The organism is Pseudomonas sp. TE21435, assembly GCF_056279265.1.
Map to the genome: position 1 here is coordinate 1,881,600 of NZ_JBWBQZ010000001.1, position 25,756 is coordinate 1,907,355.

At 65.3% G+C, this 25,756-nt stretch carries 27 protein-coding genes and 1 pseudogene; 13 read left to right on the plus strand and 15 right to left on the minus strand.

Annotated features, from left to right (window positions below; all coding sequences use genetic code 11):
* Positions 1 to 5: 5 nt before the first annotated feature.
* Positions 6 to 1,340: an ATP-binding protein gene (locus ACZ9C1_RS08325; RefSeq protein WP_102682849.1), complete on the minus strand. Its 1,335-nt coding sequence runs from the start codon at positions 1,338 to 1,340 to the stop codon at positions 6 to 8.
* Positions 1,337 to 2,083 carry a response regulator gene (locus ACZ9C1_RS08330; protein ID WP_102682850.1) on the minus strand — a complete coding sequence of 249 codons (747 nt, stop codon included), beginning with the start codon at positions 2,081 to 2,083 and terminating at the stop codon, positions 1,337 to 1,339. The genes ACZ9C1_RS08325 and ACZ9C1_RS08330 overlap by 4 nt, the downstream gene beginning before the upstream one ends.
* A 121-nt stretch (positions 2,084 to 2,204) precedes the next feature.
* On the opposite strand from ACZ9C1_RS08330, the gene ACZ9C1_RS08335 reads away from it, so the two are divergent.
* Both ACZ9C1_RS08335 and ACZ9C1_RS08340 read left to right on the plus strand, forming a co-directional pair.
* Positions 2,205 to 2,543 (plus strand): hypothetical protein, encoded by a 339-nt coding sequence (locus ACZ9C1_RS08335; protein WP_102682851.1) that lies wholly within the window; start codon positions 2,205 to 2,207, stop codon positions 2,541 to 2,543.
* The gene (locus tag ACZ9C1_RS08340; protein WP_476253864.1) at positions 2,540 to 3,199 is read left to right on the plus strand and encodes a DUF3313 domain-containing protein; all 660 of its coding nucleotides are present in this window, start codon (positions 2,540 to 2,542) and stop codon (positions 3,197 to 3,199) included. Before ACZ9C1_RS08335 ends, ACZ9C1_RS08340 begins: the two co-directional genes overlap by 4 nt.
* A gap of 14 nt (positions 3,200 to 3,213) precedes the next feature.
* Here ACZ9C1_RS08340 and ACZ9C1_RS08345 read toward each other — a convergent pair whose 3' ends face one another.
* A complete protein-coding gene (locus ACZ9C1_RS08345) occupies positions 3,214 to 4,266 on the minus strand; it encodes an NAD(P)-dependent alcohol dehydrogenase (RefSeq protein ID WP_476253865.1) in 1,053 nt (350 codons plus the stop codon).
* 177 nt (positions 4,267 to 4,443) lie between these two features.
* Here ACZ9C1_RS08345 and ACZ9C1_RS08350 point away from each other — a divergent pair, with 177 nt between their 5' ends.
* Positions 4,444 to 5,349, plus strand: a complete 906-nt coding sequence (locus ACZ9C1_RS08350) for an AraC family transcriptional regulator (RefSeq protein ID WP_476254567.1) — start codon at positions 4,444 to 4,446, stop codon at positions 5,347 to 5,349.
* 25 nt (positions 5,350 to 5,374) lie between these two features.
* Here the strand turns inward: ACZ9C1_RS08350 and ACZ9C1_RS08355 are convergent, their stop codons facing one another.
* A complete protein-coding gene (locus tag ACZ9C1_RS08355) occupies positions 5,375 to 5,971 on the minus strand; it encodes a TetR/AcrR family transcriptional regulator (RefSeq protein WP_476253866.1) in 597 nt (198 codons plus the stop codon).
* A gap of 93 nt (positions 5,972 to 6,064) precedes the next feature.
* On the opposite strand from ACZ9C1_RS08355, the gene ACZ9C1_RS08360 reads away from it, so the two are divergent.
* Positions 6,065 to 6,679: an NAD(P)H-dependent oxidoreductase gene (locus ACZ9C1_RS08360; protein WP_476253867.1), complete on the plus strand. Its 615-nt coding sequence runs from the start codon at positions 6,065 to 6,067 to the stop codon at positions 6,677 to 6,679.
* A gap of 49 nt (positions 6,680 to 6,728) precedes the next feature.
* Here the strand turns inward: ACZ9C1_RS08360 and ACZ9C1_RS08365 are convergent, their stop codons facing one another.
* On the minus strand, positions 6,729 to 7,046 hold the full coding sequence (locus tag ACZ9C1_RS08365; protein ID WP_046855162.1) for an I78 family peptidase inhibitor: 318 nt from the start codon (positions 7,044 to 7,046) through the stop codon (positions 6,729 to 6,731).
* Between the two features lie 288 nt (positions 7,047 to 7,334).
* Here ACZ9C1_RS08365 and ACZ9C1_RS08370 point away from each other — a divergent pair, with 288 nt between their 5' ends.
* Positions 7,335 to 7,547, plus strand: coding sequence for a hypothetical protein (locus ACZ9C1_RS08370; RefSeq protein WP_023632517.1), 213 nt, complete (start codon positions 7,335 to 7,337; stop codon positions 7,545 to 7,547).
* Here the strand turns inward: ACZ9C1_RS08370 and ACZ9C1_RS08375 are convergent.
* The 7 genes and pseudogenes from ACZ9C1_RS08375 to ACZ9C1_RS08405 form a co-directional block, all read right to left on the minus strand.
* Positions 7,519 to 8,529 carry a nucleoside hydrolase gene (locus tag ACZ9C1_RS08375; protein ID WP_102682857.1) on the minus strand — a complete coding sequence of 337 codons (1,011 nt, stop codon included), beginning with the start codon at positions 8,527 to 8,529 and terminating at the stop codon, positions 7,519 to 7,521. The genes ACZ9C1_RS08370 and ACZ9C1_RS08375 overlap by 29 nt on opposite strands.
* Positions 8,530 to 8,640: 111 nt before the next feature.
* On the minus strand, positions 8,641 to 9,045 hold the full coding sequence (gene rbsD, locus ACZ9C1_RS08380) for a D-ribose pyranase (protein ID WP_102682858.1): 405 nt from the start codon (positions 9,043 to 9,045) through the stop codon (positions 8,641 to 8,643).
* Positions 9,042 to 9,950 (minus strand): ribokinase, encoded by a 909-nt coding sequence (rbsK, locus tag ACZ9C1_RS08385; RefSeq protein WP_102682859.1) that lies wholly within the window; start codon positions 9,948 to 9,950, stop codon positions 9,042 to 9,044. Before rbsK ends, rbsD begins: the two co-directional genes overlap by 4 nt.
* A gap of 9 nt (positions 9,951 to 9,959) precedes the next feature.
* Entirely contained in the window at positions 9,960 to 10,985 is a 1,026-nt protein-coding gene (locus ACZ9C1_RS08390) for a LacI family DNA-binding transcriptional regulator (protein ID WP_102682860.1), read from the minus strand.
* A 4-nt stretch (positions 10,986 to 10,989) separates the two neighbouring features.
* Positions 10,990 to 11,983 (minus strand): annotated as a pseudogene (locus tag ACZ9C1_RS08395) (ABC transporter permease).
* Positions 11,980 to 13,533, minus strand: coding sequence for a sugar ABC transporter ATP-binding protein (locus ACZ9C1_RS08400; RefSeq protein WP_198755697.1), 1,554 nt, complete (start codon positions 13,531 to 13,533; stop codon positions 11,980 to 11,982). The pseudogene ACZ9C1_RS08395 and the gene ACZ9C1_RS08400 overlap by 4 nt, the downstream one beginning before the upstream one ends.
* A 126-nt stretch (positions 13,534 to 13,659) precedes the next feature.
* On the minus strand, positions 13,660 to 14,607 hold the full coding sequence (locus tag ACZ9C1_RS08405; RefSeq protein WP_139670302.1) for a sugar ABC transporter substrate-binding protein: 948 nt from the start codon (positions 14,605 to 14,607) through the stop codon (positions 13,660 to 13,662).
* A 340-nt stretch (positions 14,608 to 14,947) separates the two neighbouring features.
* Between ACZ9C1_RS08405 and ACZ9C1_RS08410 the strand changes: the two genes are divergently transcribed.
* From ACZ9C1_RS08410 to ACZ9C1_RS08420, 3 genes are all read left to right on the plus strand, one after another.
* Positions 14,948 to 16,036, plus strand: coding sequence for an asparaginase (locus ACZ9C1_RS08410; protein ID WP_110704619.1), 1,089 nt, complete (start codon positions 14,948 to 14,950; stop codon positions 16,034 to 16,036).
* Positions 16,037 to 16,261: 225 nt separating this feature from the next.
* Positions 16,262 to 16,504: a DUF1654 domain-containing protein gene (locus ACZ9C1_RS08415; RefSeq protein WP_457377835.1), complete on the plus strand. Its 243-nt coding sequence runs from the start codon at positions 16,262 to 16,264 to the stop codon at positions 16,502 to 16,504.
* Positions 16,505 to 16,510: 6 nt separating this feature from the next.
* Positions 16,511 to 17,200 carry an endonuclease gene (locus ACZ9C1_RS08420; RefSeq protein WP_046855152.1) on the plus strand — a complete coding sequence of 230 codons (690 nt, stop codon included), beginning with the start codon at positions 16,511 to 16,513 and terminating at the stop codon, positions 17,198 to 17,200.
* A gap of 6 nt (positions 17,201 to 17,206) precedes the next feature.
* On the opposite strand, the gene ACZ9C1_RS08425 is transcribed toward ACZ9C1_RS08420, so the two are convergent.
* Positions 17,207 to 17,632 (minus strand): bifunctional (p)ppGpp synthetase/guanosine-3',5'-bis(diphosphate) 3'-pyrophosphohydrolase, encoded by a 426-nt coding sequence (locus tag ACZ9C1_RS08425; RefSeq protein ID WP_023631215.1) that lies wholly within the window; start codon positions 17,630 to 17,632, stop codon positions 17,207 to 17,209.
* A gap of 265 nt (positions 17,633 to 17,897) precedes the next feature.
* Between ACZ9C1_RS08425 and ACZ9C1_RS08430 the strand changes: the two genes are divergently transcribed.
* On the plus strand, positions 17,898 to 19,310 hold the full coding sequence (locus ACZ9C1_RS08430) for a purine-cytosine permease family protein (protein ID WP_277504798.1): 1,413 nt from the start codon (positions 17,898 to 17,900) through the stop codon (positions 19,308 to 19,310).
* 87 nt (positions 19,311 to 19,397) lie between these two features.
* Here the strand turns inward: ACZ9C1_RS08430 and ACZ9C1_RS08435 are convergent, their stop codons facing one another.
* A complete protein-coding gene (locus ACZ9C1_RS08435) occupies positions 19,398 to 20,627 on the minus strand; it encodes an acyl-CoA dehydrogenase (protein WP_102682866.1) in 1,230 nt (409 codons plus the stop codon).
* Positions 20,628 to 20,768: 141 nt separating this feature from the next.
* On the opposite strand from ACZ9C1_RS08435, the gene ACZ9C1_RS08440 reads away from it, so the two are divergent.
* Both ACZ9C1_RS08440 and ACZ9C1_RS08445 read left to right on the plus strand, forming a co-directional pair.
* On the plus strand, positions 20,769 to 21,710 hold the full coding sequence (locus ACZ9C1_RS08440; RefSeq protein ID WP_102682867.1) for a LysR family transcriptional regulator: 942 nt from the start codon (positions 20,769 to 20,771) through the stop codon (positions 21,708 to 21,710).
* Between the two features lie 45 nt (positions 21,711 to 21,755).
* Entirely contained in the window at positions 21,756 to 21,974 is a 219-nt protein-coding gene (locus tag ACZ9C1_RS08445) for a DUF2970 domain-containing protein (protein WP_277504802.1), read from the plus strand.
* Between the two features lie 297 nt (positions 21,975 to 22,271).
* Here the strand turns inward: ACZ9C1_RS08445 and ACZ9C1_RS08450 are convergent, their stop codons facing one another.
* Entirely contained in the window at positions 22,272 to 23,348 is a 1,077-nt protein-coding gene (locus tag ACZ9C1_RS08450; RefSeq protein ID WP_277504804.1) for an ABC transporter substrate-binding protein, read from the minus strand.
* A gap of 216 nt (positions 23,349 to 23,564) precedes the next feature.
* Here ACZ9C1_RS08450 and ACZ9C1_RS08455 point away from each other — a divergent pair, with 216 nt between their 5' ends.
* Both ACZ9C1_RS08455 and ACZ9C1_RS08460 read left to right on the plus strand, forming a co-directional pair.
* Positions 23,565 to 25,217 carry a nitrite/sulfite reductase gene (locus tag ACZ9C1_RS08455; protein WP_277504805.1) on the plus strand — a complete coding sequence of 551 codons (1,653 nt, stop codon included), beginning with the start codon at positions 23,565 to 23,567 and terminating at the stop codon, positions 25,215 to 25,217.
* Positions 25,201 to 25,695, plus strand: coding sequence for a DUF934 domain-containing protein (locus tag ACZ9C1_RS08460; RefSeq protein WP_023629994.1), 495 nt, complete (start codon positions 25,201 to 25,203; stop codon positions 25,693 to 25,695). Before ACZ9C1_RS08455 ends, ACZ9C1_RS08460 begins: the two co-directional genes overlap by 17 nt.
* Positions 25,696 to 25,756 lie beyond the last annotated feature (61 nt).

Here is a 25,756-nt window from a genome sequence, read left to right on the forward strand (position 1 = left end):
CCCGCTCAGCGCCCATCGGGCAGTTCGACCCGGGCCACCAGCCCGCCGCCGCTGCGGTTGCGCAGGGTCAGCTCACCGCCTTGCTCGCGCACGCTGGCACGGGCCGCCGAAAGCCCCAGGCCCACGCCGCCGGTGTCGCGGTTGCGCGAGCCTTCCAGCCGGTAGAACGGGTCGAACACCCGCTGCAAGGCCTCTTCGGGGATGCCCGGCCCGCGGTCGCCTACTTCGATGACGATCAGGTGCCCGGCGTGACTCAGGATGATCTGCGGCTCGCGGGCATACTTCATGGCGTTTTCCAACAGGTTGACGATCACCCGTTTGGTCGCCAGTGGACGGCCGTCATGCACCAGGTGCGCCGGGCCCTTGAAGGCGACGGCAAGCTGCTGGTCGCGGTAGTCGTCGACCAGGGTCTGCAAAAGCTCCGACAGGTCGTAGGCCGTGCGCTGCTCAAGCTGCGTGCCTTCGCGAAAGAACGCCAGGGCCTCGTTGATCATGCTCTGCATCTCCTCCACATCGCGGATCAACTTGTGCTTGTGGTCCAGGTCTTCCATGAACTCGCTGCGCAGGCGCATGCGTGTCAACGGGGCGCGCAGGTCGTGGGAGATGGCCGCCAGCATATGGGTACGCTCGCGAATGAAGTGCTGGATCTGCGCCTGCATGGTGTTGAAGGCGATGATCGCCTGGCGGATTTCCTCGGGGCCTTCGATGGCGATGGGCGGCGCCTGCAGATCGCCGCCGAAGCGCCGCGCCGCATTCGCGAAGCGTTGCAGCGGCGCGGCCAGCTGACGGGTGGCAAGCCAGGCCACCAGCAGGGTCGCCACCAGCCCCAGCCCGATGACCACCGCCAACCGCGCCGGAGCGCTCATGCCCCAACTGCGCTCCGGGGGCACGAACAGCAGCCAACTGTCATCATCCAGCCCGACCAGCGCCACATAGTGCGCATCGGCGCTGCCATCAGGCCAGTCGCCCGGGTTGTATACCTCGATCGGGCGTGAAGGGCCCAGCAGTTGCGCCATCGCCGGCACCTGCCCGGAATTGAGCGGCACGCCCGGGCCCGGCAAGCCGAAGTCTGCGCGTCGTGTGCTCCACCTTACCCGCAACGTCGGCGTGCTCGCCGCCTCGGCCAGTTGCCCCCGCAACGCTGGCGGCGCGGTCTCGATCATGTGGGCGGTCACGGCGATCTGATCGAGCAGGCCGGTGCGCTCGATGGGCGGACGCGCCCAGCTGCCGGCAAGCTGGACGAACAAGGCGTTGAACGCCAGCGAGGCCAGCAACGCGACGAAGATGGTCAGGGCAATCCGCTTGCGCAGGGTGTCGCGGCCCAGCAGACGACGGATCACGAGCGGGTCACCTTGGCGCTGAACAGGTAGCCGCCATTGCGCACGGTGCGGATGAGGTCCGGGCGCTTGCTGTCGGGCTCTATCTTGCGCCGCAGCCGGCTGACCTGCACATCGATGCTGCGGTCGTAGGCGTCGTGACCATGGCCACGGGTCAGATCGATCAGTTGTTCACGGGTGAGGATGCGCTGCGGGTGTTCAAGGAACACCACAAGCAGGTCGAACTCTGCGCCAGACAGCGGGATCATCACCTGCTTGGGCGAGCGCAGCTCGCGGCAAGTGACATCCAGGTGCCAACCAGCGAAGCCGATCACCGGCCTGGCCGCCTCGCCGCGCGGAGCCTGCTCGCCGGCACGGCGCTGCACGGCGCGCAGGCGGGCCAGCAGTTCGCGCGGGTCGAAAGGTTTGGTCAGGTAGTCGTCGGCGCCCAGCTCCAGGCCGATGATGCGGTCGCTCAGCTCGGCCATGGCGGTGAGCATGATGATCGGCACCCCGACCTGCGCACGCAGCTTCTGGCACAGGCTCAGGCCGCCCTCGCCCGGCAGCATCAGGTCAAGGATGATCGCCTCCGGGCGCTGGCGCTCGATGGCCGCCCACATTGCCTGGCCTTCGGCGGCCAGGTCCACCTCGTAACCCTGCTGGACGAAGAACTGCTTCAGCAGGGCGAGGATTTCCACATCGTCATCGACGATCAGCAGTCTGCTCACGGTGGTACAGGTCCGGAAAAAAGGCGTATCTAAAACCATTGCGCCGCCCGGGTCATTTATTTCAATCGGGCAACATTTCGTCACGAGTGACACGATTCGGACATCACCTGGCAAACATTACCCTGCACCCTGCGGGCCTTCCATTCGTCGAGGGCTCCCCATGAAGATAGCCGACAGCCGCAACAACACTGATGTTCAAGAAGGTTGCGCCCCCCTGATCCTCAGCCAGCGCCACACCAGCCGCGGCCAGACGGGCTCCCTGATCGTGCAGCAGGAGAGCCTGGGCCTGGCGGACGACCTGGGCTACATCACCCTGCGGCGCTACTTCGAGCACTACGATCCAGGCTGTGGCGAATGGGTCGAATACAGCCATACCGTGCCCATCCGTGAACTGGTCCACTGGTTGATGGCGCATGGCAAGTTGCAGATCCAGGCCTCGCAGGACGCGCCCCCGACTCAAGCCTGGCAGGCCGCCGCGCAAGAGGAGCGCCGCCCATGAGCCGGCGGCATCTGCTGACGGTCATGCTGACCAGCACCCTGAGCCTCTCGGCATGCAGCAGCAACAAGCCGGCACCGGCCGGGTTTCTCAAGGATTACGGCCTGCTCACCCCGCACCAGGCGCCGTCTGGCGGTACCGTACTGAGCTGGGCCGACCCGAAGTGGCCACGGGGGCGCTATATCGAGGTCTACCTGGCGCCCAGCCGCTTCTACCCGACTCCCGAACCGAGCCCGCGTATTCCCCAGGCTGCCCTCGCCTCGATCAGCCACTACTACGACGCGGTACTGCGCAAGGAAATAGGCAAGGTGATGAAGGTAGTGGATAGCCCTGGCCCGAACACGCTGGTGGTCCGACCGGCCATTACCCGCATCAGCGCCGACGCACAAAGCCTGCGGTACTACGAGTGGCTGCCGATCACCCTGGTCGCGGCTGGAGTAAGCAGTGCCGTGGGGATGCGCGACCGGGACAGCGAAATCGCCACCGAACTGTCGTTCGAAGCCGGCACAAGCGGGCGAGTGGTGGGCGAGGCGATGCTCGCAGGCACTGGCGTGCCACTGGAGAACGACCGCCAGGTGATGACGGCCGACAACGTCAAGGCCGTGCTCGATGGTTGGGGCGTCGACCTGCGCCAGGCGTATGCGGCGCCTCTCAGATAGCGTGCCGCGTCGACTCAGGCCTTCAACGTGGCCATGTCGATGACGAAACGGTATTTCACATCGCCCGCGATCATCCGCTCGTAGGCCTGGTTGATGTTGCGGATGTCGAGCATCTCGATATCGCAGCTGATCCCGTGCTCGGCGCAGAAGTCGAGCACCTCCTGGGTTTCTGCGACACCACCGATCAGCGAGCCGGCCAGCACCCGACGCTTCATCACCAGATTGGCCGCATGCAGCGGCGGGTCGACCGGCTCGATCAAGCCGACCAGGATATGCACGCCATCGAACTTCAGGGTTTCGAGGTAGGGGTTGAGGTCGTGCTGGACCGGGATGGTGTCGAGCAGGAAGTCGAAACGGCCGGCCGCGGCGCGCATCTGTTCGGCGTCGGTGGACACGATCACTTCATCAGCCCCCTGGCGCCGCGCCTCCTCGGCCTTGGCCGCGGAACGAGTGAACAGCGTGACATGCGCCCCCAGCGCCTTGGCGAGCTTGATGCCCATGTGGCCCAGCCCGCCCATGCCCAGCACGCCGACCTTGTGCCCCGGGCCAACACCATGGTGCTTGAGCGGCGAGTAGGTGGTGATGCCGGCGCAGAGGATCGGCGCCGCGCTGGCCAGGTCGAGGCCTTGGGGAATGCGCAGGACGAAATGCTCGCTGACCACGATGCTGCTGGAGTAGCCACCCATGGTATTGCTGCCATCGACCCGGTCGGGGGTGGCGTAGGTCATGGTCGGGCCTTCCAGGCAGTATTGCTCCACGCCCTGGCGGCAGGCTTCGCAGTGACGGCAGGCATCGACCATGCAGCCGACCCCGACCAGATCGCCCACCTGGTAGCGGCTGACCTGCGCACCAACCGCGGTGACCCGACCGACGATCTCGTGGCCCGGCATCAGCGGGTAGACGGCGATGCCCCACTCGTTGCGGGCCTGATGGATATCGGAGTGACACACGCCACAGTAGAGGATCTCGATGGCGACATCGTCGGCCCGTGGGCTGCGACGCTGGAAGGTCATGGGCGCCAGGGCGCTGGTGGGGGACTGGGCGGCGTAGCCGATGGCGGTGTACATGCGGACCTCTCTCAGGTGAAACGGTTCAGGCGGCGCATTGTGCGCAGCCTGTCCCGCCCCGGCCACGGCCGATTCTCCGGCATGCATGCCTGATTCTCCGGACCTGCCTGCTACCCTCTGGCGCAAGCCATCGAATCTGCGAAGATGACAGTGTCCGATTCTCTGCCCGGTTTCGCCATGCACCTGACTTGCCACGTGGATGCCAATGCCACGCTCTGCTCACTGATCCGCACCCTCGCCACGCGCCCGGGGTTCGTGCCCACTGCCCTGCCCCAGGTCCAGGTCCTGACCTGGGACCACTACGTGGCCAGCAGCCCGCAGATCTACGAACCCAGCCTGATCATCGTCGCCCAGGGCAGCAAGCTTGCGCGCCTGGGCCCCCGCACCCTGGAGTACGGCGCCGGGCATTATCTGGTGCAGGCGCTGTCGGTGCCGTTCCTCTGCGAGACCTTCGCCACACCCGAGGCGCCGCTGCTGGGTGTGGCGGTGGACATCGATCGCGCCATGCTCGGCGAGCTGGTGCAAAGCATGAACCTGGGGCCGGATGCCGCGGTTCAGGTACAGACCCCGCAGTCGATGACCTCGGCGGCGCTGGACACGGCCATGCGCGAGAGTGTCGAGCGCCTGCTGCGGTGCCTGCAGAACCCGCTGGACGCCAGGGTGCTGGGGCCGGCGCGGGTGCGCGAGGTGCTCTACACCGCGCTGCGCGGCCCTCAGGCCGGGGTGCTGCGGGCACTTGTCGAACAACAGGGGCATTTTGCCCGGATCGCCTCGGCCCTGGCCTACCTGCGCGAGCACTACGCCGAGCCGCTGGGGGTGGATGAACTGGCCGGCCGGGCGAACATGAGCGTGTCGACCTTCCATGAGCACTTCAAGCGCTGCACCGACCTGGCGCCGATGCAGTACCTCAAGCGCCTGCGCCTGCTCAAGGCGCAACAGATGCTGATCGGCGAAGGCCTGGGCGTGGCCCAGGTGGCGCATCGGGTAGGCTACCAGAGCACCTCGCAGTTCAGCCGCGAGTACAAGCGCCAGTTCGCCCGCAGCCCCGGCGAGGAGCAGACGTACCAGAGCCTGCCGGCTTGATCGCTGGTCCGCCTCGCACTGCCAGCTACTGACGCAGGACCATCGCCACGATGGTCGCCTGCAACTCGCGCTTGGCGGCCTCGGCGGCCAACTCGCCGGCCGCCGCCGCCAGGGACAGCGCATCCGCCGCCCCCACCAGCACCCACAGGCCGGCCACGCCGATATCGCCGCCCGCCGCGAAGGGCGCCAAGGCTTCCCGGCATTTGTCCATGAAGGGCCCTTCATAGCCGCGCTTGAGCGCCTCGAGCTCCGGCGAGCCGGCCAATGCCGCACTGACACCGGGGATCTCGCGCCCTTGGGTCGCCACGCAATCCACATAGGCCTCGGCGATTACCCAGGCCCGCCCCGGCAGGTCCGCCGGACAACCGGCCAGGGCCGTGTCGAGCATCGCCGTCTGGCGTGCGTCGTACTCCTGGTACAGCGCCAACAGCAATCCGTTGCGGGTTTCGAAATGGTCATACACCACCGGCTTGGTCACCCCGGCCTGCTCGGCCAGACGCCCCAGGCTCAGGGCATCGGTGCCTTCTTCGCGCACCAGCTGCCAGGCCACATCCAGCAGCTGCCGGCGACGCTCCTCGCGGGACAGGCGTTTGCGCGGCGCGCTCTTTTCCTCGCTTGACATCGACTACCTACCAAAAGTAACTTACTAAGCGTAACTTACTGAGAGTATATAACGCTCTCGAGACCCTCGCATCCTGATTCTGGAGATTCTGCCATGCATGCCCTGATCGTCATCGGTCACCACGACCCCGCCTCCCTCACTCATACCCTTGCTGAGCAGCTCGCCGATGGGCTGCGCACGGCGGGCCACACCAGCGAGTTCGCCGACCTGGCCCGTGAAGGATTCGACCCCCGTTTCACCCTGGCCGACCACGCCGTGCACCGCCGCCTGGGGCCGCCGCCGGCCGATGTGCTGGCCGAGCAGGCGCGCATCGAACGCGCCGACACCGTGGTGCTGGTCTATCCCATCTACTGGTGGTCGCTCCCGGCCCTGCTCAAGGGCTGGGTCGAGCGTGTGTTCAGCAATGGCTGGGCCTTCTACCAGGCTGCGGACGGTAGTACCACAAAGCGCCTGCACGGTTTGACTGCGCACCTGATTGGCGTTGCCGGGGCCGATGCCGGCACTTTCGAGCGGCACGGCTACGGCGAGGCCATGCGCGTGCAGATCGAGCACGGCATCTTCGATTATTGCGGCGCTCGGGTGTTGAGTTCGACGTTGCTGGACGACAGCGAAGGACAGGATCCGGCACGGCATCTGCGAACCGCCCGCGCATTGGGAGAGAGGATGTTCGCCAGCGAAGGACGGCGCGAACCGGCGACCGTGGCGTGAACACAGGAAGGCGCGGGCCAGCCCGCGCCAGGTGACCGCGTGCGGGCAATCAGCCGCAGTTGACGCGGGTCACCACACCCTTGTCATCGACATTCAGGTTCAACCGCTCGGAGCGGTATTCCAGGGTGATCACATCGTGCGGCTTGAGGATGCGTGCCATCTGCGAGCCGCTGGCCTTGCGCGCCTGCTCGAGCAGCTCGGCGCTGGCCGGCTTGCCGACGGTGAAATCGGCGCCACTGGCTTCGCAGCGGCCGTCATTGCCGGCCGGGGCGGCAGGGGCGCTGGCGCCCGAAGAGCCACCGGTGCTGCAACCTGCCAGGACGGTAGCCACCAGCAGGGTCGCCAGGGAAGCGCGGGTACGGAACATGAATCCTCCTAAATCGATCCGGGAACTGCCTTATGCGACAGTTCCACCAACGGTTTGTTGCAAAACCGCAAGATTCTGCCTGACTCGGCCAGGGGATGCGAAACGCAATCGTCACCGAATTTTGCACCGAACCGCAGGTTCGGCCAAACGCAAGGCTTATGCCTAAGTCGCAGATCCCGTTGCGCAAAGGCATGATTTACTACAAGAAGTGGAGCATGAAACACCTCCCCTTCGAACGCCAGGACGCGGTATTCGACCTATCACCCAGGCCCAAGCGAGAACCGCCCCATGAGCAGCCACAGCATCGACGCCGATATCAAGGTCAAGTGGGACGAGGGCCAGAGCGCCTACAGCCCGGGAACCCCCGAAGAGCTATTGCTGATCGCCATCGACCTGCTGGTACGCGATCGTGGCAGCGAGGCCGCGCGCAGCTTCATCGACCAGGTGTTCGAACGCTACGCGCACCACGACACTATTTCAATCGGGCCAGGCGGGCGCTGAGCAGGTCGAAGAAGCCCTGGGCATCGCCCTCCTCGATCCACATCACATTGGCCGGCTGCTTGAGCACGCCGTACCAGTCGGCGACGGTCTGGCCGAAGGTCGGGCCTTCGCGACTGTCGACCACCATGTGCACCTGACGGCCCTTGAACAGCTCAGGCTTGAGCAGGTAGGCGATGACGCTGGCGTCGTGCACCGGGCCGCCTGGCATGCCGTAGTTGTCCATGTCGAACTTGATGTAGGCGTTAAGGATGTCCACCACCAGCTTGCTGGCATTGTTGTTGACCGCGGCGAGCTGCTTGAGGCGCGCGTCGCTGGTGAGCACCTTGTGGGTGACGTCCAGCGGCAGGTAGGTGAGCTTCACGCCACTGGCCAGCACCACCTCGGCGGCGTGCGGGTCGGCGAACAGGTTGAATTCCGCCGCCGGCGTGATGTTGCCGCCGTTGAAATGGGCACCGCCCATCACCACCACTTCCTTGATGCCGTTGACGATCTCCGGCTTCTGGATCAGCGCCAGGGCCAGGTTGGTCTGCGGACCGAGCATGGCGACAGTGATGCTGTGAGGCTCGGCGGCGCTCAGGGTGTCGATCAGGTACTGCACCGCGTTGCCCTGGGCCAGCGGCTTTTTCGGCTCGTGCACCTGGACGCCGGTCAGGCCTTCCTCGCCGTGAACGTTGGCGGCGTAGATCGGCGTACGCACCATCGGCCGCCCTGCCCCGGCGTATACCGGGATCTCTTCGCGGCCAGCCCACTCACGGGCCAGGCGGGCGTTGCGCGAGGTCTTCTCCAGGCGCACGTTGCCGGCCACGGTGGTGATGGCACGGATCTTCAGCTCCTCGGGCGAGGCCATGGCCAGCAGCAGGGCCACGACGTCGTCGGCGCCGGGGTCGGTATCGATGATCAGGTCGCGGGGCGCGGCCATGAGGGAAGTCGCGGCCAGCGCGGACATGAGGACGGCTCCTTGGAGCAGGTTCTTGAGGGACATTCAGCACTCCTTGTTGCTAGGGGGATGGATTCACAGGGGCAGCCCGAGGTTGCGCCCAACCTGTGGGAGCCGGCTTGCCGGCGATCGAGGGCGCAAGCCCTCGCATTCGGTCTAGAAAGTCACGCCAGCCACCAGGGCAATATTGCTGTAGGGCTTGCACTCCCCCGTGCGCACCACGGCCCGGGCCTGGCGACACAGGGTCTTGAAGTCGGCATGGCCCAGCACCTGGCGCTGGCCCAGCTCACCGCCCGCATGCAAACGCTCGACCTCGGCCAACCCCGGAGGCAGGGCCTGGAACACTTCATCAGCCAGCACATGCCGCTCCACCTGCATCTCGCTCAGTACCACGCGCAACACGCTGGCAAAATCCGGGATACCCGGCGTCAGCGCCAGGTCGATCAGCTCCACCCCCGGCGGCACCGGCAGGCCGGCGTCGCCGATCACCAGGATGTCGCCATGGCCGAGCCCGGCAATGGTCCGCGACAGGGCGATGTTCAGCAGTGGCGTCTTCTTCATGGCGCCAACTCCTTCAACAGGGGAATGGACGGCTGCGCGCCGACCCGGGTTACCGACAATGCGGCGGCGCACTGGCCGAAGCCGATCGCCTCATCTTCCGACAACCCCCGCGCCAGGCCGGCGGCAAAACCGCCAACAAAGGTATCGCCGGCCGCCGTGGTATCCACCGGCTGCACCCGTGGGGCCGGGAAGTGCCGGCTGCCGGTGGCGTCGACCAGCAAGGCACCATCGCCGCCAAGGGTGACGATCACCTTCCCTGCCCCCAACTGGCGTAGCCGCTCGGCCGCGCGGCGGGCACTTTCCTGATCATTGACCCGCACCCCGGCCAGGGCCTCGGCTTCGCTCTCGTTGGGGATCAGGTAATCGATGTAGGCGTACCACTCCGCTGGCAGTGGCCCGCTGGCCGGCGCTGGGTTGAGGATCACCGTGCGGCCCAGCTCGCGGCCGCGGGCCAGGGTCCAGGCCACGGTGGCCGTGGGCACCTCCAACTGACAGATGATCACTTCGGCGCGCTGCAGCAGTGCATCGAAACGGCTTACCGACTCGGGGCTGAGCAGGCCATTGCCGCCGGGGATCACGACGATGGCGTTCTGGCTGGCGGCATCCACCACGATCAGCGCCACGCCGCTGGACACGCCCGGGCACACGCTCACCCCCCGGCAATCGATGCCCTCGGTGAGCAGCGCCTGGCGCAGTTGCTGACCATAGGCGTCGTCGCCGACGTTGCCGACCATCGCCACGCTGGCGCCCAGCCGGGCCACAGCCACGGCCTGGTTGGCGCCCTTGCCGCCAGGCGCGGTGAAGAAACTGTCGCCGGTCAGGGTCTCGCCTCCCCGGGGCAGGCGCTGGGCGCGGGCCACCAGGTCCATGTTGAGGCTGCCGACCACTACCACCTTGGCATCCATGGGTATTCCTTAACGGTAATCGTTGAACAGGTCCGGGCGTGGCCCGGTGGATTCGCGCAGCACGATGCGCGGGGCGACGATGCGCTGTTCGGCGGCGCCGTCGCGGCGTGGCGTGACGATGCGCGACAGCAACAGCCCGGCGGCGCTCTCACCCAGCTCGCGGATCGACTGGCCGACCGTGGTCAGCGCCGGGTACACATAGCGGCTCAGTTCGATGTCGTCGAAGCCGATCACCGACAGCTCGCCCGGCACGTCGATATTGCGTTCGGCGGCGGCACGCAGCACGCCGAAACCGATCATGTCGTTGCCGGCGAAGATCGCCGTGGGCCGCTCGCCATCGAGCAGGCGCGCCGCGGCGGCATGCCCGCCGAGGCTGGTGAAATCGCTGTGCAGCACATGGCCCGGGGCAACGCGCACGCCGCCCTCGGCCATTGCCCGGCGGAACCCGGCCAGGCGCAGCTGGCTGACCCCAGTGTCCACCGGCCCGCCGATGGTGGCGATCTCGCGGTGCCCGAGTTCAAGCAGATGGCGGGTGGCCAGGTAGGCGCCCTGCTCGTGGTCGATCCGCACCAGGTCGGCCTCGACGCCTTCCAGGGCCCGGTCGACGATGACCATCGGCGTGCGCACGCCGCTGAGGCTGTCGAGCAGGTCCTGATCCTCGCCCACCGAGGCGACGATCAGGCCGTCGATGCGCTTTTCCAGCAGCACGCGCAGGTAGCTGCGCTGTTTCTGCGGGTTGTCATCGGAGTTGCACAGGATTACGCAATAGCCGTTGCGCTCGCAGGCATCCTCGATACCCCGGGCCAACTCGGCAAAGTAGGGGTTGACGCTATTGGGCACCAGCAGGCCGATGGTGGCGGTGCTGCGCGCCTTCAGCGAACGGGCCACGGCGCTGGGCACGTAGTCGAGTTCGGCGATCGCCGCCTCGACCTTCAGCCGCACGTGCTCGCTGACCGGACGGGTCTTGTTCAGTACATGAGACACGGTGGTGTAGGAAATACCCGCCAGTGCCGCGACATCTTTGATGGTTGCCATGGTTTCAGTTCCGCCGGCTCGCACGCCGGCTGCGGTAAGTGTCGAGTACCACGGCGATGACGATGACCGCCCCGGTGATGATGCGTTTGGTCGGTTCCGAGGCGCCGATCTGGGCCAGCCCGGCGGCCAGCACCGAGATGATCAGCACACCGAAGAAGGTGCTGATGACCGAGCCGCGCCCACCCATCAGGCTGGTGCCGCCGATCACCACGGCGGCGATCACCTGCAGCTCCATGCCCGAGCCGGCATTGGGGTCGGCGGCCTCCAGGCGCGAGATCTGGAACAGCGCGGCGAGGGCCCGCGAGCACGCCCATCAGGGCGAACACCAGGATCTTGAAGGGGCGTGGGTCGATGCCGGCCAGGCGCACAGCCTCTTCGTTGGTGCCGATACCGATCAGGTAGCGACCGAACACGGTACGGGTCAGCACCAGTTGGGCCAGCACGATCACCAGCAAGGCGATGATGAAAGCCGGGGAAATACCGAAGGCGATCGGGTTGGAGAACCAGGCGAAGGCATCGCCGATGTACGCGGTGCGCGAATCGGTGAACTGGTAGGCCAGGCCACGGGCCATCTCCAGCACGCCCAGCGAGACGATGAACGAAGGGATGCGCCAGGCCACGGTGATGCTGCCGGTGACGGTGCCGGCCAAGGCCGCCACGGCCATGCCGAGCAAGGCGGCGGGCAGCACGCTCCAGCCCCAGCCGAGGATCGCCACGCTGACGGTCGAAGCCGCCAGGGCCAGTACCGAGCCGACCGACAGATCGATGCCGCCGATGATCAGCACGAAGGTCATGCCCACCGCCAGCACCATCAGGTCGGGGATCTGGTTGGCCAGGGTGCTGAAGGTGGCGTAGGACAGGAAATGGCTGCTCAGCAACGAGAACAGCACGATCATCGCCAGCAAGGCCCCGGCCAGCCCCAGGTAGGTGCCCAGGCCGAAATAGGTGCCGCTGCGGCGCACTGGCGCGGCGTCCGAGGTGTTTGTTGTGGTTTTCATGCATCCATCCTGGGAGCTGCGTCGTGCAGCAGGGCGTCACGTTTCTGGTAGCCGGCGAAGGCGGCGGCGAGGAGTTGGTCCTGGGTCCAGTGGTCACGGTCGAAGGTGTCGATCAGGCGGCCCGCCGAGAGCACGGCGATGCGGTCGCAGATCAGCATCAGTTCGCGCAGGTCGCTGGACACCACCACCAGGGCCTTGCCCTGGCGGGCGAGCTCGGCAAGCAGGCCGTAGATGTCGAACTTGGCGCCGACATCGATGCCGCGGGTCGGCTCATCGAACAGCAGTACCTGGCAATCGCGCTCCAGCCAGCGGCCAATCACCACCTTCTGTTGGTTGCCGCCGGACAGCTCGCCCACGGCCTGGGCGGGGCTGGCGCTGCGGATACGCATGGCGCCGATCTGGCGCTCGGCCAGCTCACGCTCGGCGTCCGCGTCGAGCACGCCGGCACGGGACACCGCGCCGAGGTTGCCCAGGGCAATATTGGCACTGATCGACTGGCTCAGCAGCAGGCCTTCGCCCTTGCGGTCCTCGGTAATCAGTGCAATGCCAGCCTTGACCGCGGCCTTGGGCGAGTCGATGGTCACCGGCACTGGCGGCTGGCCGAGGGCGACCTGGCCGCTGTCGGCGCGGTCGGCGCCGTAGATCAGGCGCAGCAGCTCGGTACGCCCGGCACCGATCAGGCCGGAGATACCGAAGATCTCCCCTGCCCTGACCTCGAACGACACCTCGCGTACCTTGTCGCCGCGGCTGAGCCCGTCGACCTTGAGCAGCGGCGCACCGATCGTGCGCTGGCCCAGGTCGATATGCTCGCCCAGCTCGCGGCCGACCATCAGGTTGACCAGTTGCTCACTGTTGTAGCGCTGGATCGGCTCGGCGCACACCAGCTTGCCATCGCGCAGCACGGCGATACGCTGGGCCACTTGCTGCAGCTCTTCGAGGCGGTGGGAGATATACACGATGGCCACGCCGCGCTGGCGCAGGCGTTCGATCTGGGTGAACAGCAGATCCACCTCGCGGGCGGTGAGCATGGCCGTGGGTTCGTCGAAGATCAGCACATGGCAGTCGCCGATCAGGTTGCGGGCGATCTCGACCATCTGCTGGTGGCCGATGCCCAGCTCGCCGACAGGGGTGTCCGGGTCGATGGCATCCAGGCCGACCTGAGCCATGGCTGCGGTGGCCAGCTGGCGCAGGCGCTTCTGGCTGATCCAGCCGAGGCGGCTGGGCAGGTTGTCAAGGAACAGGTTCTCGGCCACGGTCAGCGTCGGCAGCAGGTTGAGTTCCTGCATCACCATGCGCACGCCGAGGCGTTCGGCCTCGGCGCGGCTGCCGGGGGCGTAGGGCTGGCCGCGGTAGAGCATCTGCCCGGTGGTGGGGATCTCCAAACCGCTGATCAGCTTGGACAGGGTCGACTTGCCCGCGCCGTTCTCGCCGGTCAGGGCCAGCACCTCGCCGCCGCGCAGCTCGAGGGTGACATCGCCGAGCACGGGCTGGGCGTAGGTCTTGCCCAGGCCGCTGACGGCTAGCACGGTTTCATTGGCCGGTACTGACATGGCCATTCTCCTAAATAGACATACCCCCCTGTAGGAGCGGCTTCAGCCGCGATCACCCGCGAAGCGGGTGCCAGGCACCGCAGTGCCTGCATCGCGGCTGAAGCCGCTCCTACAGAGATCACTTTGTCACTTGGTAATCAGCTTGACCGGGGTCTGGATGACATTGTCGGCATCCACGCCGGGCTGCTCGCCCTTGAGCATCTTCAGCGCCGCCTGGATGCCATACACCGCCTGCTGGCTGGCCGCCTGGTCGAGGGTGGCGAGCACACGGCCATCCTTGAGCATCGGCTCGATGGCCTTGATGTTGTCGTAGCCGACCACCTGCACCTGGCCGGTCTTGCCGGCGGCGCGCACGGCCGAGACAGCACCCAGGGCCATGCTGTCGTTGCCGGCCAGCAGCGCCTTCAAATCGGGATACTCGTTGAGCATCGAGGCGGCAACGGCGTTGCCCTTGTCGATCTCCCAGTTGCCGGATTGCACCGAGACGATCTTCATCTGCGCGGCTTCCATGGCGTCCTTGAAACCGGCGGTGCGCTGCTGGGCATTGGTGGTGGTCGGCACGCCTTCGATGATGCCGACCTGGTCACCGGCCTTGAGCTTTTGCTGGGCCAGGTAGTCGCCGACCAGCCGCGCGCCCTTGCGGTTGTCCGGGCCTACGAACGGCACGCTGATGCCCTTGCTCTTGAGGGTTTCGGGATCGAGGCGATTATCGATGTTGATCACGATCACGCCTTTGTCCATCGCCTTCTTCACCGCCGATACCAGCGCCTTGGAGTCGGCCGGGGCAATGACCAGCGCCTTCGCGCCCGCGTTGACCATCTGCTCGACGATACGGATCTGCTCGCCGGTGTCGGTCTCGTTCTTGATGCCGTTGGCGACCAGCTGGAATTCGCTGGCGTGGGTCTTCTGATAATCCTTGGCGCCATCTTCCATGGTGCGGAAGAACTCGTTGGCCAGGGATTTCATCACCAGGGCGACCTTGGGCGCCTCGTCGGCGTGGGCGGTAGGCAGGGAAAAGATCAGCGACGACAGAACGGCAAGGGCCAGCGGACGGCCGGAAAACGGCAGCTTCATGGAAATGACTCCGAATCTTGTGGTTTTTATCGGATCGCAAACGTTTGCGGTGACTAACTATGTAAACAGGCCCCGCTTTTGTCAAATCCATTGCGTAGGCAGCCACGGCTACGCCGGTCGGATTATCCGCAATTTGTCCGAAAAACCGAACACATTTCCTTCGCTTGTTCGGCCAGCCGAACACCACGGATCGGCTTGACCCCATGGTCGCTTCGAGTACCCCCAGTCGCAACAGGGGTTTCCAGATGAAATTCGACGAACGGTAGTTGCTGGTACGAAATCTGCCTTTACCCAGTGCGACATAACGCACATCTCACCCAGGAAGAGAGAAGCAGTAATGATGAAATCCGCTATCAAGACCTTCGCACCGAGCGCCCTGGCGCTGCTGTTGGTACTGCCGACCGGCGTTTCCGCCAAGGAAGCCGCGCAACAACAGAAACTCGCCAACGTGGTCATCCTCGCCACCGGCGGCACCATCGCCGGCGCTGGCGCCAGCGCCGCCAACAGCGCCACCTACCAGGCCGCCAAGGTAGGCATCGACAAGCTGATCGCCGGCGTGCCAGAGCTGAAGGACCTGGCCAACGTGCGCGGCGAGCAGGTGATGCAGGTCGCCTCGGAAAGCATCGGCAACGACGACCTGCTCAAGCTGGGCAAGCGCGTCGCCGAACTGGCCGACAGCAAGGACGTCGATGGCATCGTCATCACCCACGGCACCGACACCCTGGAAGAAACCGCCTACTTCCTCAACCTGGTGGAGAAGACCGACAAGCCGATCATCGTGGTCGGCTCGATGCGTCCGGGCACCGCGATGTCCGCCGACGGCATGCTCAACCTGTACAACGCCGTGGCCGTGGCCAGCAGCAAGGACGCCCGTGGCAAGGGCGTGCTGGTGACCATGAACGACGAGATCCAGTCCGGCCGTGACGTGAGCAAGGCGGTCAATATCAAGACCGAAGCCTTCAAGAGCCAGTGGGGCCCGCTGGGCATGGTGGTCGAAGGCAAGTCGTACTTCTTCCGCCTGCCGGCCAAGCGCCACACGGTCAACTCCGAGTTCGACATCAAGACCATCAGCAAGCTGCCGGCCGTGGATATCGCCTACGGCTACGGCAACGTGACCGACACCGCCTACAAGGCGCTGGCCCAGGGTGGCGCGAAGGCGATCATCCACGCCGGTACCGGTAATGGCTCGGTGTCGTCGCGCGTGGTGCCGGCGCTGCAGGAGCTGCGCAAGGAAGGCGTGCAGATCATCCGTTCGTCCCACGTCAACCAGGGCGGCTTCGTGCTGCGCAATGCCGAACAGCCTGACGACAAGAACGACTGGGTCGTGGCCCATGACCTGAACCCGCAGAAGGCGCGGATCCTGGCAATGGTGGCGATGACCAAGACCCAGGACAGCAAAGAGCTGCAGCGGATCTTCTGGGAATACTGATCGGCATGCACCTCGGGCTGGTGTGTTGAACATACCGGCCCATCGCGGGGCCAGCCCGCTCCCACAGGTCTGCGGCGACTTTGTGGGAGCGGGCTGGCCCCGCAATACCTTCGATGGAACCAATCCCTCTACCACGGTCTTATACGGCTTTCATCCTACCTGCTGTTGCGAAATGACTTACAGTGAAATACTGTATGCACATACAGCAAAACAAGGAACAGCCCCGTGGCCAAAACCGCCCCAGCGTCGCCAAGCAGTTATGAACTACTGGGTCAGCGCATCCAGAAGATCATCAACAGCCCCACCGCCCAGCGCAGCCGCGCCGCCCTGATCTTCCGCCTGGAGCAAGAATCGCCCGACGACTGGGCCACGCTGCTCGAGGAAATCGCCGAGAACGACAACGTCACCCTCGCCCACCGCGACGATGGCGGCGTGCAGGTGTTCTGGACCGTGCCGAAGGAAGACTGATTGCACATGAGAGTTTCGCTTTTCGCTGCCTGCCTGCTGCTGCTTACACCCCTCGCCCACGCCGACGCCCCGCGCACCTTCCAGGAAGCCAAGAAGGTCGCCTGGAAGCTGTACGCGCCGCAGTCCACCGAGTTCTATTGCGGCTGCAAGTACCAGGGCAACAAGGTCGACCTGGCGTCCTGCGGCTATGCGCCGCGCAAGAACCTCAACCGTGCCTCGCGCATCGAGTGGGAGCACATTGTCCCGGCCTGGCAGATCGGCCATCAGCGCCAGTGCTGGCAGGATGGTGGGCGCAAGAACTGCTCGCGCAACGACAAGGTCTACCAGCGGGCCGAGGCCGACCTGCACAACCTGGTGCCGAGCATCGGCGAGGTCAACGGCGACCGCAGCAACTTCAGCTTCGGCTGGTTGCCCGAGCAGCATGGCCAGTACGGCAGTTGCCTGACCCAGGTCGACTTCAAGGCCAAGAAGGTCATGCCACGCCCGTCGATCCGCGGAATGATCGCGCGCACCTACTTCTACATGAGCAAACAGTACGACCTGCGCCTGTCCAAACAGGACCGCCAGTTGTTCGAGGCCTGGAACAAGACCTACCCGCCGCAGGCCTGGGAACTGCAGCGCAACCAGCAAGTGGCATGCGTGATGGGGCGCGGCAACGCCTTCGTCGGCCCGGTCAACCTCAAGGCCTGCGGCTGAAGGCCTTCAGGCCAGCGTCTGCAGGTAGGCGCTAGCCTGCTGGTAACGGCAGAGCCGGGCCACATCTGCCGGGCCTGGGCAGGGGATGCGCGAAAGGTCGCTGTTGTCGGCCAGGTCCGCCAGCTTCACCTGGCGCGCCAAAGGGTCCACACCCAGGCGAATGACGAACGCCTCGTAGCTTTCGCCCTCGCGCCGGCTCAGCGCCAGCAGCGCGGCGAGGATTTTCAGCGGGAAGCCTTCACGGGCGAGGTCGGCCAGGGTCAGCGGCGTGTCTTCCAGCACATCGTGCAACACCGCGACGATGCGCTGCTCGGGGGTGATCACCCGCCCCATCACCCGCAGCGGGTGAAGGATGTAAGCCGCCCCGCCTTTGTCGAACTGCCCTTCGTGTGCCTTGATGGCCATCGCGATGGCCCGCTCCAGCGTCGCCATGAGGCGCTCCCCCCACTCAACCCGCGCACTAGACAGCATAGCCGCTGCACCACAGGCGTGTTCACGCCTGCGCATCATGGCGGCGGGCTTGTGCCTCCGCCGCCCAAGCTTTTGCCAGCCTTAGGTTTTTTAAGGCCCATGAGCACAAATTTACTAATTTCTCGATCCCCGCCCGCGCCGCATCATCGCGCCAACAAGAACGCGTCGCCCCTTGCCGGCACGCACCCGGGCAGCACCCGATGCCCACCTTGCCTTGGAGTCAGTCATGACCAGTGCAGCCAATTCGGCACCCCTCATCGAGAAACACACGATCGGCTACGTGCCGCCGCAAGACCGCCATGGAAAGGTAAGGGATCTGTTCACACTGTGGTTCGGCGGCAACATCGCGCCGCTGCCCATCGTCACCGGCGCGCTGGGCGTGCAGTTGTTCCACCTCAACCTGGTGTGGGGCGTCGTCGCCATCCTGGTCGGCCATCTGCTCGGCGGCGTGCTCATGGCCCTGCATTCAGCGCAGGGCCCGCAGATGGGCATCCCGCAGATGATCCAGAGCCGCGCCCAGTTCGGTTCGCTCGGCGCCCTGCTGGTGGTGGTGATCGCCGGGGTGATGTACATCGGCTTCTTCGCCTCCAATATCGTCCTGGCCGGCAAGTCGCTGCATGGCGTGGTCGAGACGGTGCCGGTGTCCGTGGGCATCGTCATCGGCGCATTGGGCTCCGGCATCATCGGCATCATCGGCTACCGCTTCATCCACGTGCTCAACCGCATCGGTACCTGGGTACTGGGTGTTGGCATCGTGGTCGGCTTCGGCTACATCTTCAGCCATGTGCAGAGCGACGACTTCCTCACCCGTGGCGGCTTCAACCTGGCCGGCTGGCTGGCCACCGTGTCCCTGGCGGCGCTGTGGCAGATCGCCTTCGCGCCCTACGTGTCGGACTACTCGCGCTACCTGCCGGCCGACGTGAAGGTTTCCGCGACCTTCTGGACCACCTACCTGGGCTCGGCCCTGGGCTCGAGCCTGTCGTTCATCTTCGGCGCGGTGGCGGTGCTGGCGATCCCTGCCGGGATGGACACCATGGACGCGGTCAAGCTTGCCACCGGCACTCTCGGCCCGCTGATGCTGGTGCTGTTCCTGCTCAGCGTGATCAGCCACAACGCCCTCAACCTGTACGGCGCGGTGCTGTCGATCATCACCCTGGTGCAGACCTTCGCCTACCGCTGGATCCCCACTGCCAAGAGCCGCGCCGTGCTGTCGCTGCTCGTCCTGGCGGCCTGCTGCGTGGTGGCGGTGTTCGCCTCGGCGGACTTCATCGGCCACTTCGTCGATATGGTGCTGGTGTTGTTGGTGGTGCTGGTGCCGTGGACGGCGATCAACCTGATCGACTTCTATGTCATCCACAAGGGCGACTACGACATCGACTCGATCTTCAAGGTCGACGGCGGCATCTACGGCCGCTACAACCCCCAGGCACTGATCGCCTATGCGGTGGGTATCGTGGTGCAGATCCCGTTCATGAACACGCCGCTGTACGTCGGGCCGGTGTCCGAGCACATCAACGGCGCCGACCTGTCGTGGCTGGTGGGGCTGGCGATCACCTCGCCGCTGTACTGGTGGCTGGCCAGCCGCGACAGTGCGTATCGCCGTCGGCAGATGGGTGCAAAGCTGGCGGCGGGGGTTTGATCCTGCCAGGCCGAATGCCGATCAGAAGACCCGCCTAGGCGGGTCTTCTGTCGTCAATGCCAGCCACCACGACTCAGGCGGCAAACCCTAGCGCTCGCTACGGAGCATTTCCTTCGGCACATACTTGCCAATCTCATACTTGCCAATCGCCGCCCGGTGCACCTCATCCGGCCCGTCGGCCAGGCGCAGGGTGCGCTGCATCGCGTACATGTAGGCCAGCGGGAAATCACCGCTCACCCCTGCCCCGCCATGGATCTGGATCGCCCGGTCGATCACCTTCAACGCCACGTTCGGCGCCACCACCTTGATCTGGGCGATCTCGCTGCGCGCCACCTTGTTGCCGACGGTGTCCATCATGTACGCGGCCTTCAGGGTCAGCAGCCGGGCCATGTCGATCTCCATCCGCGAGTCGGCGATCTTGTCGACGTTGCCACCCAGCCGTGCCAGCGGCCGGCCGAAGGCAGTGCGTTCGACCGAGCGCTTGCACATCAGCTCCAGGGCGCGCTCGGCCATGCCGATCGAACGCATGCAATGGTGGATGCGCCCAGGCCCGAGGCGGCCCTGGGCGATCTCGAAGCCACGGCCCTCGCCGAGGAGCACGTTCTCGTAAGGCACTCGCACGTTCTCGAACAACACTTCGGCATGGCCGTGGGGCGCGTCGTCGTAGCCGAACACCGGCAGTGGGCGGACGATTTTCACGCCGGCTGCGTCGGTGGGCACCAGGATCATCGAGTGCTGTTGATGACGCTGGCCGTCGGGGTTGGACAGGCCCATGAAGATCATCACCTTGCAGCGCGGGTCGCAGGCGCCGGAGGTCCACCACTTGCGGCCGTTGATCACCCACTCGTCACCGTCGCGCACGGCGGTGGCGGCCATGTTGGTGGCATCCGAAGAGGCCACGTCCGGCTCGGTCATGGCGAACGCCGAGCGGATCTCGCCGCGCAGCAGCGGCTCGAGCCACTGGCGCTTCTGCGCCTCACTGCCGTAGCGCACCAGCACTTCCATGTTGCCGGTGTCCGGCGCCGAGCAGTTGAACGGCTCGGGCCCCAGCAGCGAGCGGCCCATGATCTCGGCCAACGGCGCGTACTCAAGGTTGCTCAGCCCTGCGCCATATTCGGATTCGGGCAGGAACAGGTTCCACAGCCCTTCCTCGCGGGCCTTGGCCTTGAGCTCCTCCATGATCGCGGTAGGCTGCCAGCGGTCGCCCTCGGCGACCTGGCGCTCGAACACCGGCTCGGCCGGGTAGACGTATGCATCCATGAATGCGCTGACGCGCTCGCGCAGTGCCTGGACCTTGGGCGAATAGGCGAAATCCATCGGGGGCTACCTTCCGTCAATGAAGAACATGGACCTGAGCCTAGAACAGCCACCCTTCATCCACCTAGTCTATTTTCTTCGTGTATAAACATTCATAACCAATATATGATCGATCCATAACTCCAACAAAGAGCGGCGCCCATGAACCTCAGCAAGGTCGACCTCAACCTGTTCATCGTTTTCGACGCGATCTACACCGAAGCCAACCTGACACGCGCCGGGCAAATCGTCGGCATCACCCAGCCAGCAGTGTCCAACGCCCTGTCACGCCTGCGCGAGACGTTCAACGACCCGCTGTTCGTGCGCACCGCCCAGGGCATGGTGCCCACGCCCATGGCGCAGAACATCATCGGCCCGGTGCGCAACGCGCTGTCGCTGCTGCGCACCTCGGTACAGGAAAGCCGCATCTTCACCCCGCTGCAGGCGAGCAAGACCTTCCGCATCAGCATGACCGACCTCACCGAGGCGGTGATCCTGCCGCCGCTGTTCCAGCGCCTGCGGCGGCTCGCCCCGGCGCTGGTGATCGAGAGTTTCCTGTGCAAGCGCCGCGAGACCACCAAGGAACTGGCCGCCGGGCGCCTGGACTTCGCCGTCGACGCGCCGCTGAACACCGACCCTCAGGTGCGTCACGTCAAGCTCATGCAAGACCGTTATGTCTGCGCCATGCGCCCCGGCCACCCACACGCCGACAGCAAGCTGAGCCTGGACAACTACCTGGCCATGACCCACATCCATATCTCCAGCCGCCGTAACGGCCTGGGCTACGTGGACCTGGCCCTGGGCAAGATGGGCGTGCAACGCCGTGTCGCCCTGCGTTCGCAGCACTACCTGATGGCCTCCCAGGTACTGCAGCAGACCGACATGGTCATGACCGTGCCCGAGCGTTTCGCCCGCCGCCACCAGTTGCGCCACCAGCCCTTGCCGGTGGAGGTACCGGCGCTGGAGACTCACCTGTACTGGCACGAAAGCACCGATCAGGACCCAGCAAACCGCTGGATGCGCGAGCAGATTATCGAGCTGTGCGAGCGGGTGGTGGCCCAGGATGAGCAGGAACAGGCAAGCCCGGCAATCGCATCGGCCTGAGTCGCCTACACTGTCGGTGATTGCCTCTGAACCCAGGAGCCACTCATGGACGACAGCCAACATGGCAAGCCACCGACATTCTGGCAAATGCTGCAAAGCATCCTTGCCGCGGCGTTTGGCGTGCAAAGCGGCAAGAACCGCGCCCGCGACTTCACCTATGGCAAGGCCAGCCATTTCATCGTGATGGGGACGGTGTTCACGCTGATCTTCATCTTCGCGCTGATCGGCCTGGTGCAGCTGGCGATGCACCTGACGGCGCGCTAGTCGCGCCGGGCAATACTGCTTGGCTAAACGCAATCCGCCCGCGGATATCCCTTCCGCGGGCGGTTCAGGTGTATCTCACGGTCTTGAGCAGTTATCCGCTATTGATGGCTGACCCAGTACACCGCGGTGACCACCACCAGTACGATCAGACACAGGATCGCCCAGGCATCGACACTGCTGTCAGCTTTGCGGACCTTGGTAGAGTTTCCCATTGCATTGCCTCTTGTAGTGGTTATGGGAATGCACTTCACAAGCAGCAGTTAAGTCCAGCAATGCCCTTCGCTCAAGCAGGGTCTTTCAATACTCGACGGGTGACGTCAGAAACGGGTAGCGGAAATCCGCCGGCCGCCCTTCGGCACTGAAACGGTGGAAGTCGATGCCGTGGTCATCCTGCTCCAGCAGCTTGAGCCAGCGCCGCGCCTTGGCCGGGTCGATCAGTTGCAGGGCGGGCGCGCTGTGCTCACGCTGGCCGTCGCGATCCACTGCAAGCCCTTGTGCGTCGTCGTGCAACATGACCATGGCCCAGCCACCCAGGGTGAAGTGCCCGCCCATGAGCACGCTCAAACGCCCTTCGATTCGCGCGCGCAGTGCCTCGGGCGAGCTATTGACCGCACTGAACAGGGTGTCGCGCCCCGGTACCTTGCCCAACGCTTCGAAGGCCTGCATGGCACCGAACGCCATCTGGTCGTTGGCCGCCCACACCAGGCGGGTGTCGGGGTAGCGCTCGAGCAGCATCTGCGCCTGTTCGAAGGCGCGCTCGCGGCTCCAGCCGCCGTATACCACCTGGCGCAGGCGCACCCGGGGGAACTCGGCCAGTGCCCGGCGCATGCCCTGCACGCGCAGCTGCGAAGCCGGCGTGGTCTTGACCCCGGCAAAGGCCAGCAGGTCGACCGGCCCGGCTTCGGCAGGCAGTTGCGCCACCAGCGCCTTGAGCATCTGGTAGCCCGCCTCCTCGTCGTTGCTGACCAACGTGCCGAGTACTTCAGGATATTTGTCCGGCTGCGCCTGGACACTGTGTGCCTGGCTGTCGGTGAGGCCGTTGTTGACCAGGAACAGTTTGACCCCGGTGCCCCGCGACAAGCGGATGATCTCCGGCGCGACGTACAGCTCGTTGACCAGCACCAGGTAATCCGGGCGCTGCGGCCCTTGTAGTACCTCGCGAGCCTGGTTCAGCGCAAGGTCGGCACGACGCTCGCTGTACTGCACGCGCAAGGTCATGCCCAGGTCGCTGGCGGCGGCCTGCATGAAACGTGAGTAGTCGACCCAGAACGTTTCATCGGAGTAGCCCGGGTTGATAAATACCACCGAAGCGGCCTGCGCGCTCGCTGCCAGTGGCAGGCTCAGGCACAGGCTCTGGCACAAGGCCTTGAGCATGCTGTTACTTCCCTGCGAAGCAAACCCCGGATTATAGCCCTGCGATGTACCGCAGCGGACAAATGCCAGTCAGTCTCACTTAGTCCAAATGGTTCTTTTCATATGCAAAAACATCACTTTAGCGCATAAACCCACTCTGCTATCGTTCCTCCGCTCCGCCCCGGAGTGCGCGGCCGTGCGCGCGATTAGCTGCATGCAGCCTGAGACAGGACTTATATGTACGTATACGACGAGTACGATCAGCGGATCATCGAGGACCGCGTCAAGCAGTTCCGTGATCAGACCCGCCGCTACCTGGCCGGTGAGCTGAGCGAAGAAGAATTCCGCCCTCTGCGCCTGCAGAACGGCCTGTATATCCAACGTTTCGCGCCGATGTTGCGAGTCGCCGTGCCCTATGGCCAGCTGAACGCACGTCAGACCCGCATGCTGGCGAAGATCGCCCGCGACTACGACAAGGGCTATGCGCATATCAGCACGCGCCAGAACGTGCAGTACAACTGGCCGGCGCTGGAAGACATCCCTGAAATTCTCGCAGAGCTGGCCACCGTGCAGATGCACGCGATCCAGACCAGCGGCAACTGCCTGCGCAACGTCACCACCGACCAGTTCGCCGGTGTCGCCGCCGACGAGCTGGTCGACCCGCGCCCGTGGTGCGAGATCGTCCGCCAGTGGACCACCTTCCACCCTGAATTCGCCTACCTGCCACGCAAGTTCAAGATCGCCGTCAACGGTTCGAGCGACGACCGCGCCGCCATCGAAGTGCACGACATCGGCCTGGAGCCGGTGCGCAACACCGCAGGCGAACTGGGCTTCCGCGTCTTGGTCGGAGGCGGCCTGGGCCGTACCCCGGTGATCGGCGCGTTCATCAACGAGTTCCTGCCCTGGCAGGACCTGCTCAGCTACCTGGACGCCATCCTGCGCGTGTACAACCGTTACGGTCGTCGTGACAACAAGTACAAGGCGCGGATCAAGATCCTGGTCAAGGCCCTCACCCCGGAAGTGTTCGCCGAGAAGGTCGAGGCCGAGATGGTCCACCTGCGTGGCGGCAACACCACCTTGACCGAGGCCGAAGTACAGCGCGTCGCCCGCCACTTCGTCGACCCTGAATACCTGGCACTGGACAACACCGACTTCAGCGCGCTGGACGCCGAGCACCCGGGCTTCGCCCGCTGGCGCTCGCGCAACACCCGTGCGCACAAGAAGCCGGGCTATGTCGCCGTGACCCTGTCGCTCAAGCCCACCGGCGTCGCCCCGGGCGACCTGACCGACAAGCAGCTCGACGCGGTCGCCGACCTGGCCGAGCGCTACAGCTTCGGCTACCTGCGCACCTCCCACGAGCAGAACATCATCCTCGCCGACGTCGAGCAGCGTCAGCTGCACGCGCTGTGGCTGGAGCTGCGCGAGCAAGGCTTCGCCACCCCGAACATCGGCCTGCTGACCGACATCATCTGCTGCCCGGGCGGTGATTTCTGCTCGCTGGCCAACGCCAAGTCGATCCCGATCGCCGAGTCCATCCAGCGCCGCTTCGACGACCTGGACTACCTGTTCGACATCGGTGAGCTCGACCTGAACATCTCCGGCTGCATGAACGCCTGCGGCCACCACCACGTCGGCCACATCGGCATCCTTGGCGTGGACAAGAAGGGCGAGGAGTTCTACCAGGTCTCGCTGGGCGGCAATGCCGCGCGCGACGCCAGCCTGGGCAAGATCCTCGGCCCCTCCTTCGCCCAGGACGACATGGCCGACGTGATCGAGAAGCTGATCAATGTGTACGTCGAGCGGCGCACTGAAGACGAGCGCTTCATCGACACCTACCAGCGGATCGGCATCGACCCCTTCAAGGAACGCGTCTATGCAGCGAATCATTAAGAACAACCAGATCGTCGACGAAACCTGGCACCTGCTGCCCAAGGACGTCTCGATCGACGAACTGACCAACTGCGACGACTACATCGTGCCGCTGCAGCTGTGGCGCGACCATCCGAGCCTGCTCAAGGCCCGCGACGGCGGCCTGGGCATCTGGCTGGACAGCGACGAAGAAGCCGAGGAAATCGGCGAGCACGTCGAGCACTTCCAGGTGATCGCCCTGAACTTCCCGGCCTTCACCGACGGGCGCAGCTATTCCAACGCGCGCCTGCTGCGTGACCGCTACAAGTTCAAGGGCGAGCTGCGCGCCATTGGCGACGTACTGCGTGACCAGCTGTTCTACATGGCCCGCTGCGGTTTCGACGCGTTCGCCATCCGCGCCGACAAGGACCCGGAAGACGCCCTGCAGAGCCTGAAGGACTTCTCGGTGACCTACCAGGGCGCCACCGACGAACCGCTGCCGCTGTTCCGCCGCCGCTGATCGTCGCTTGCAGCACTCCCGGCCCGCCTTATGGCGGGCCGATTCATTTCTGCGCCGGCAA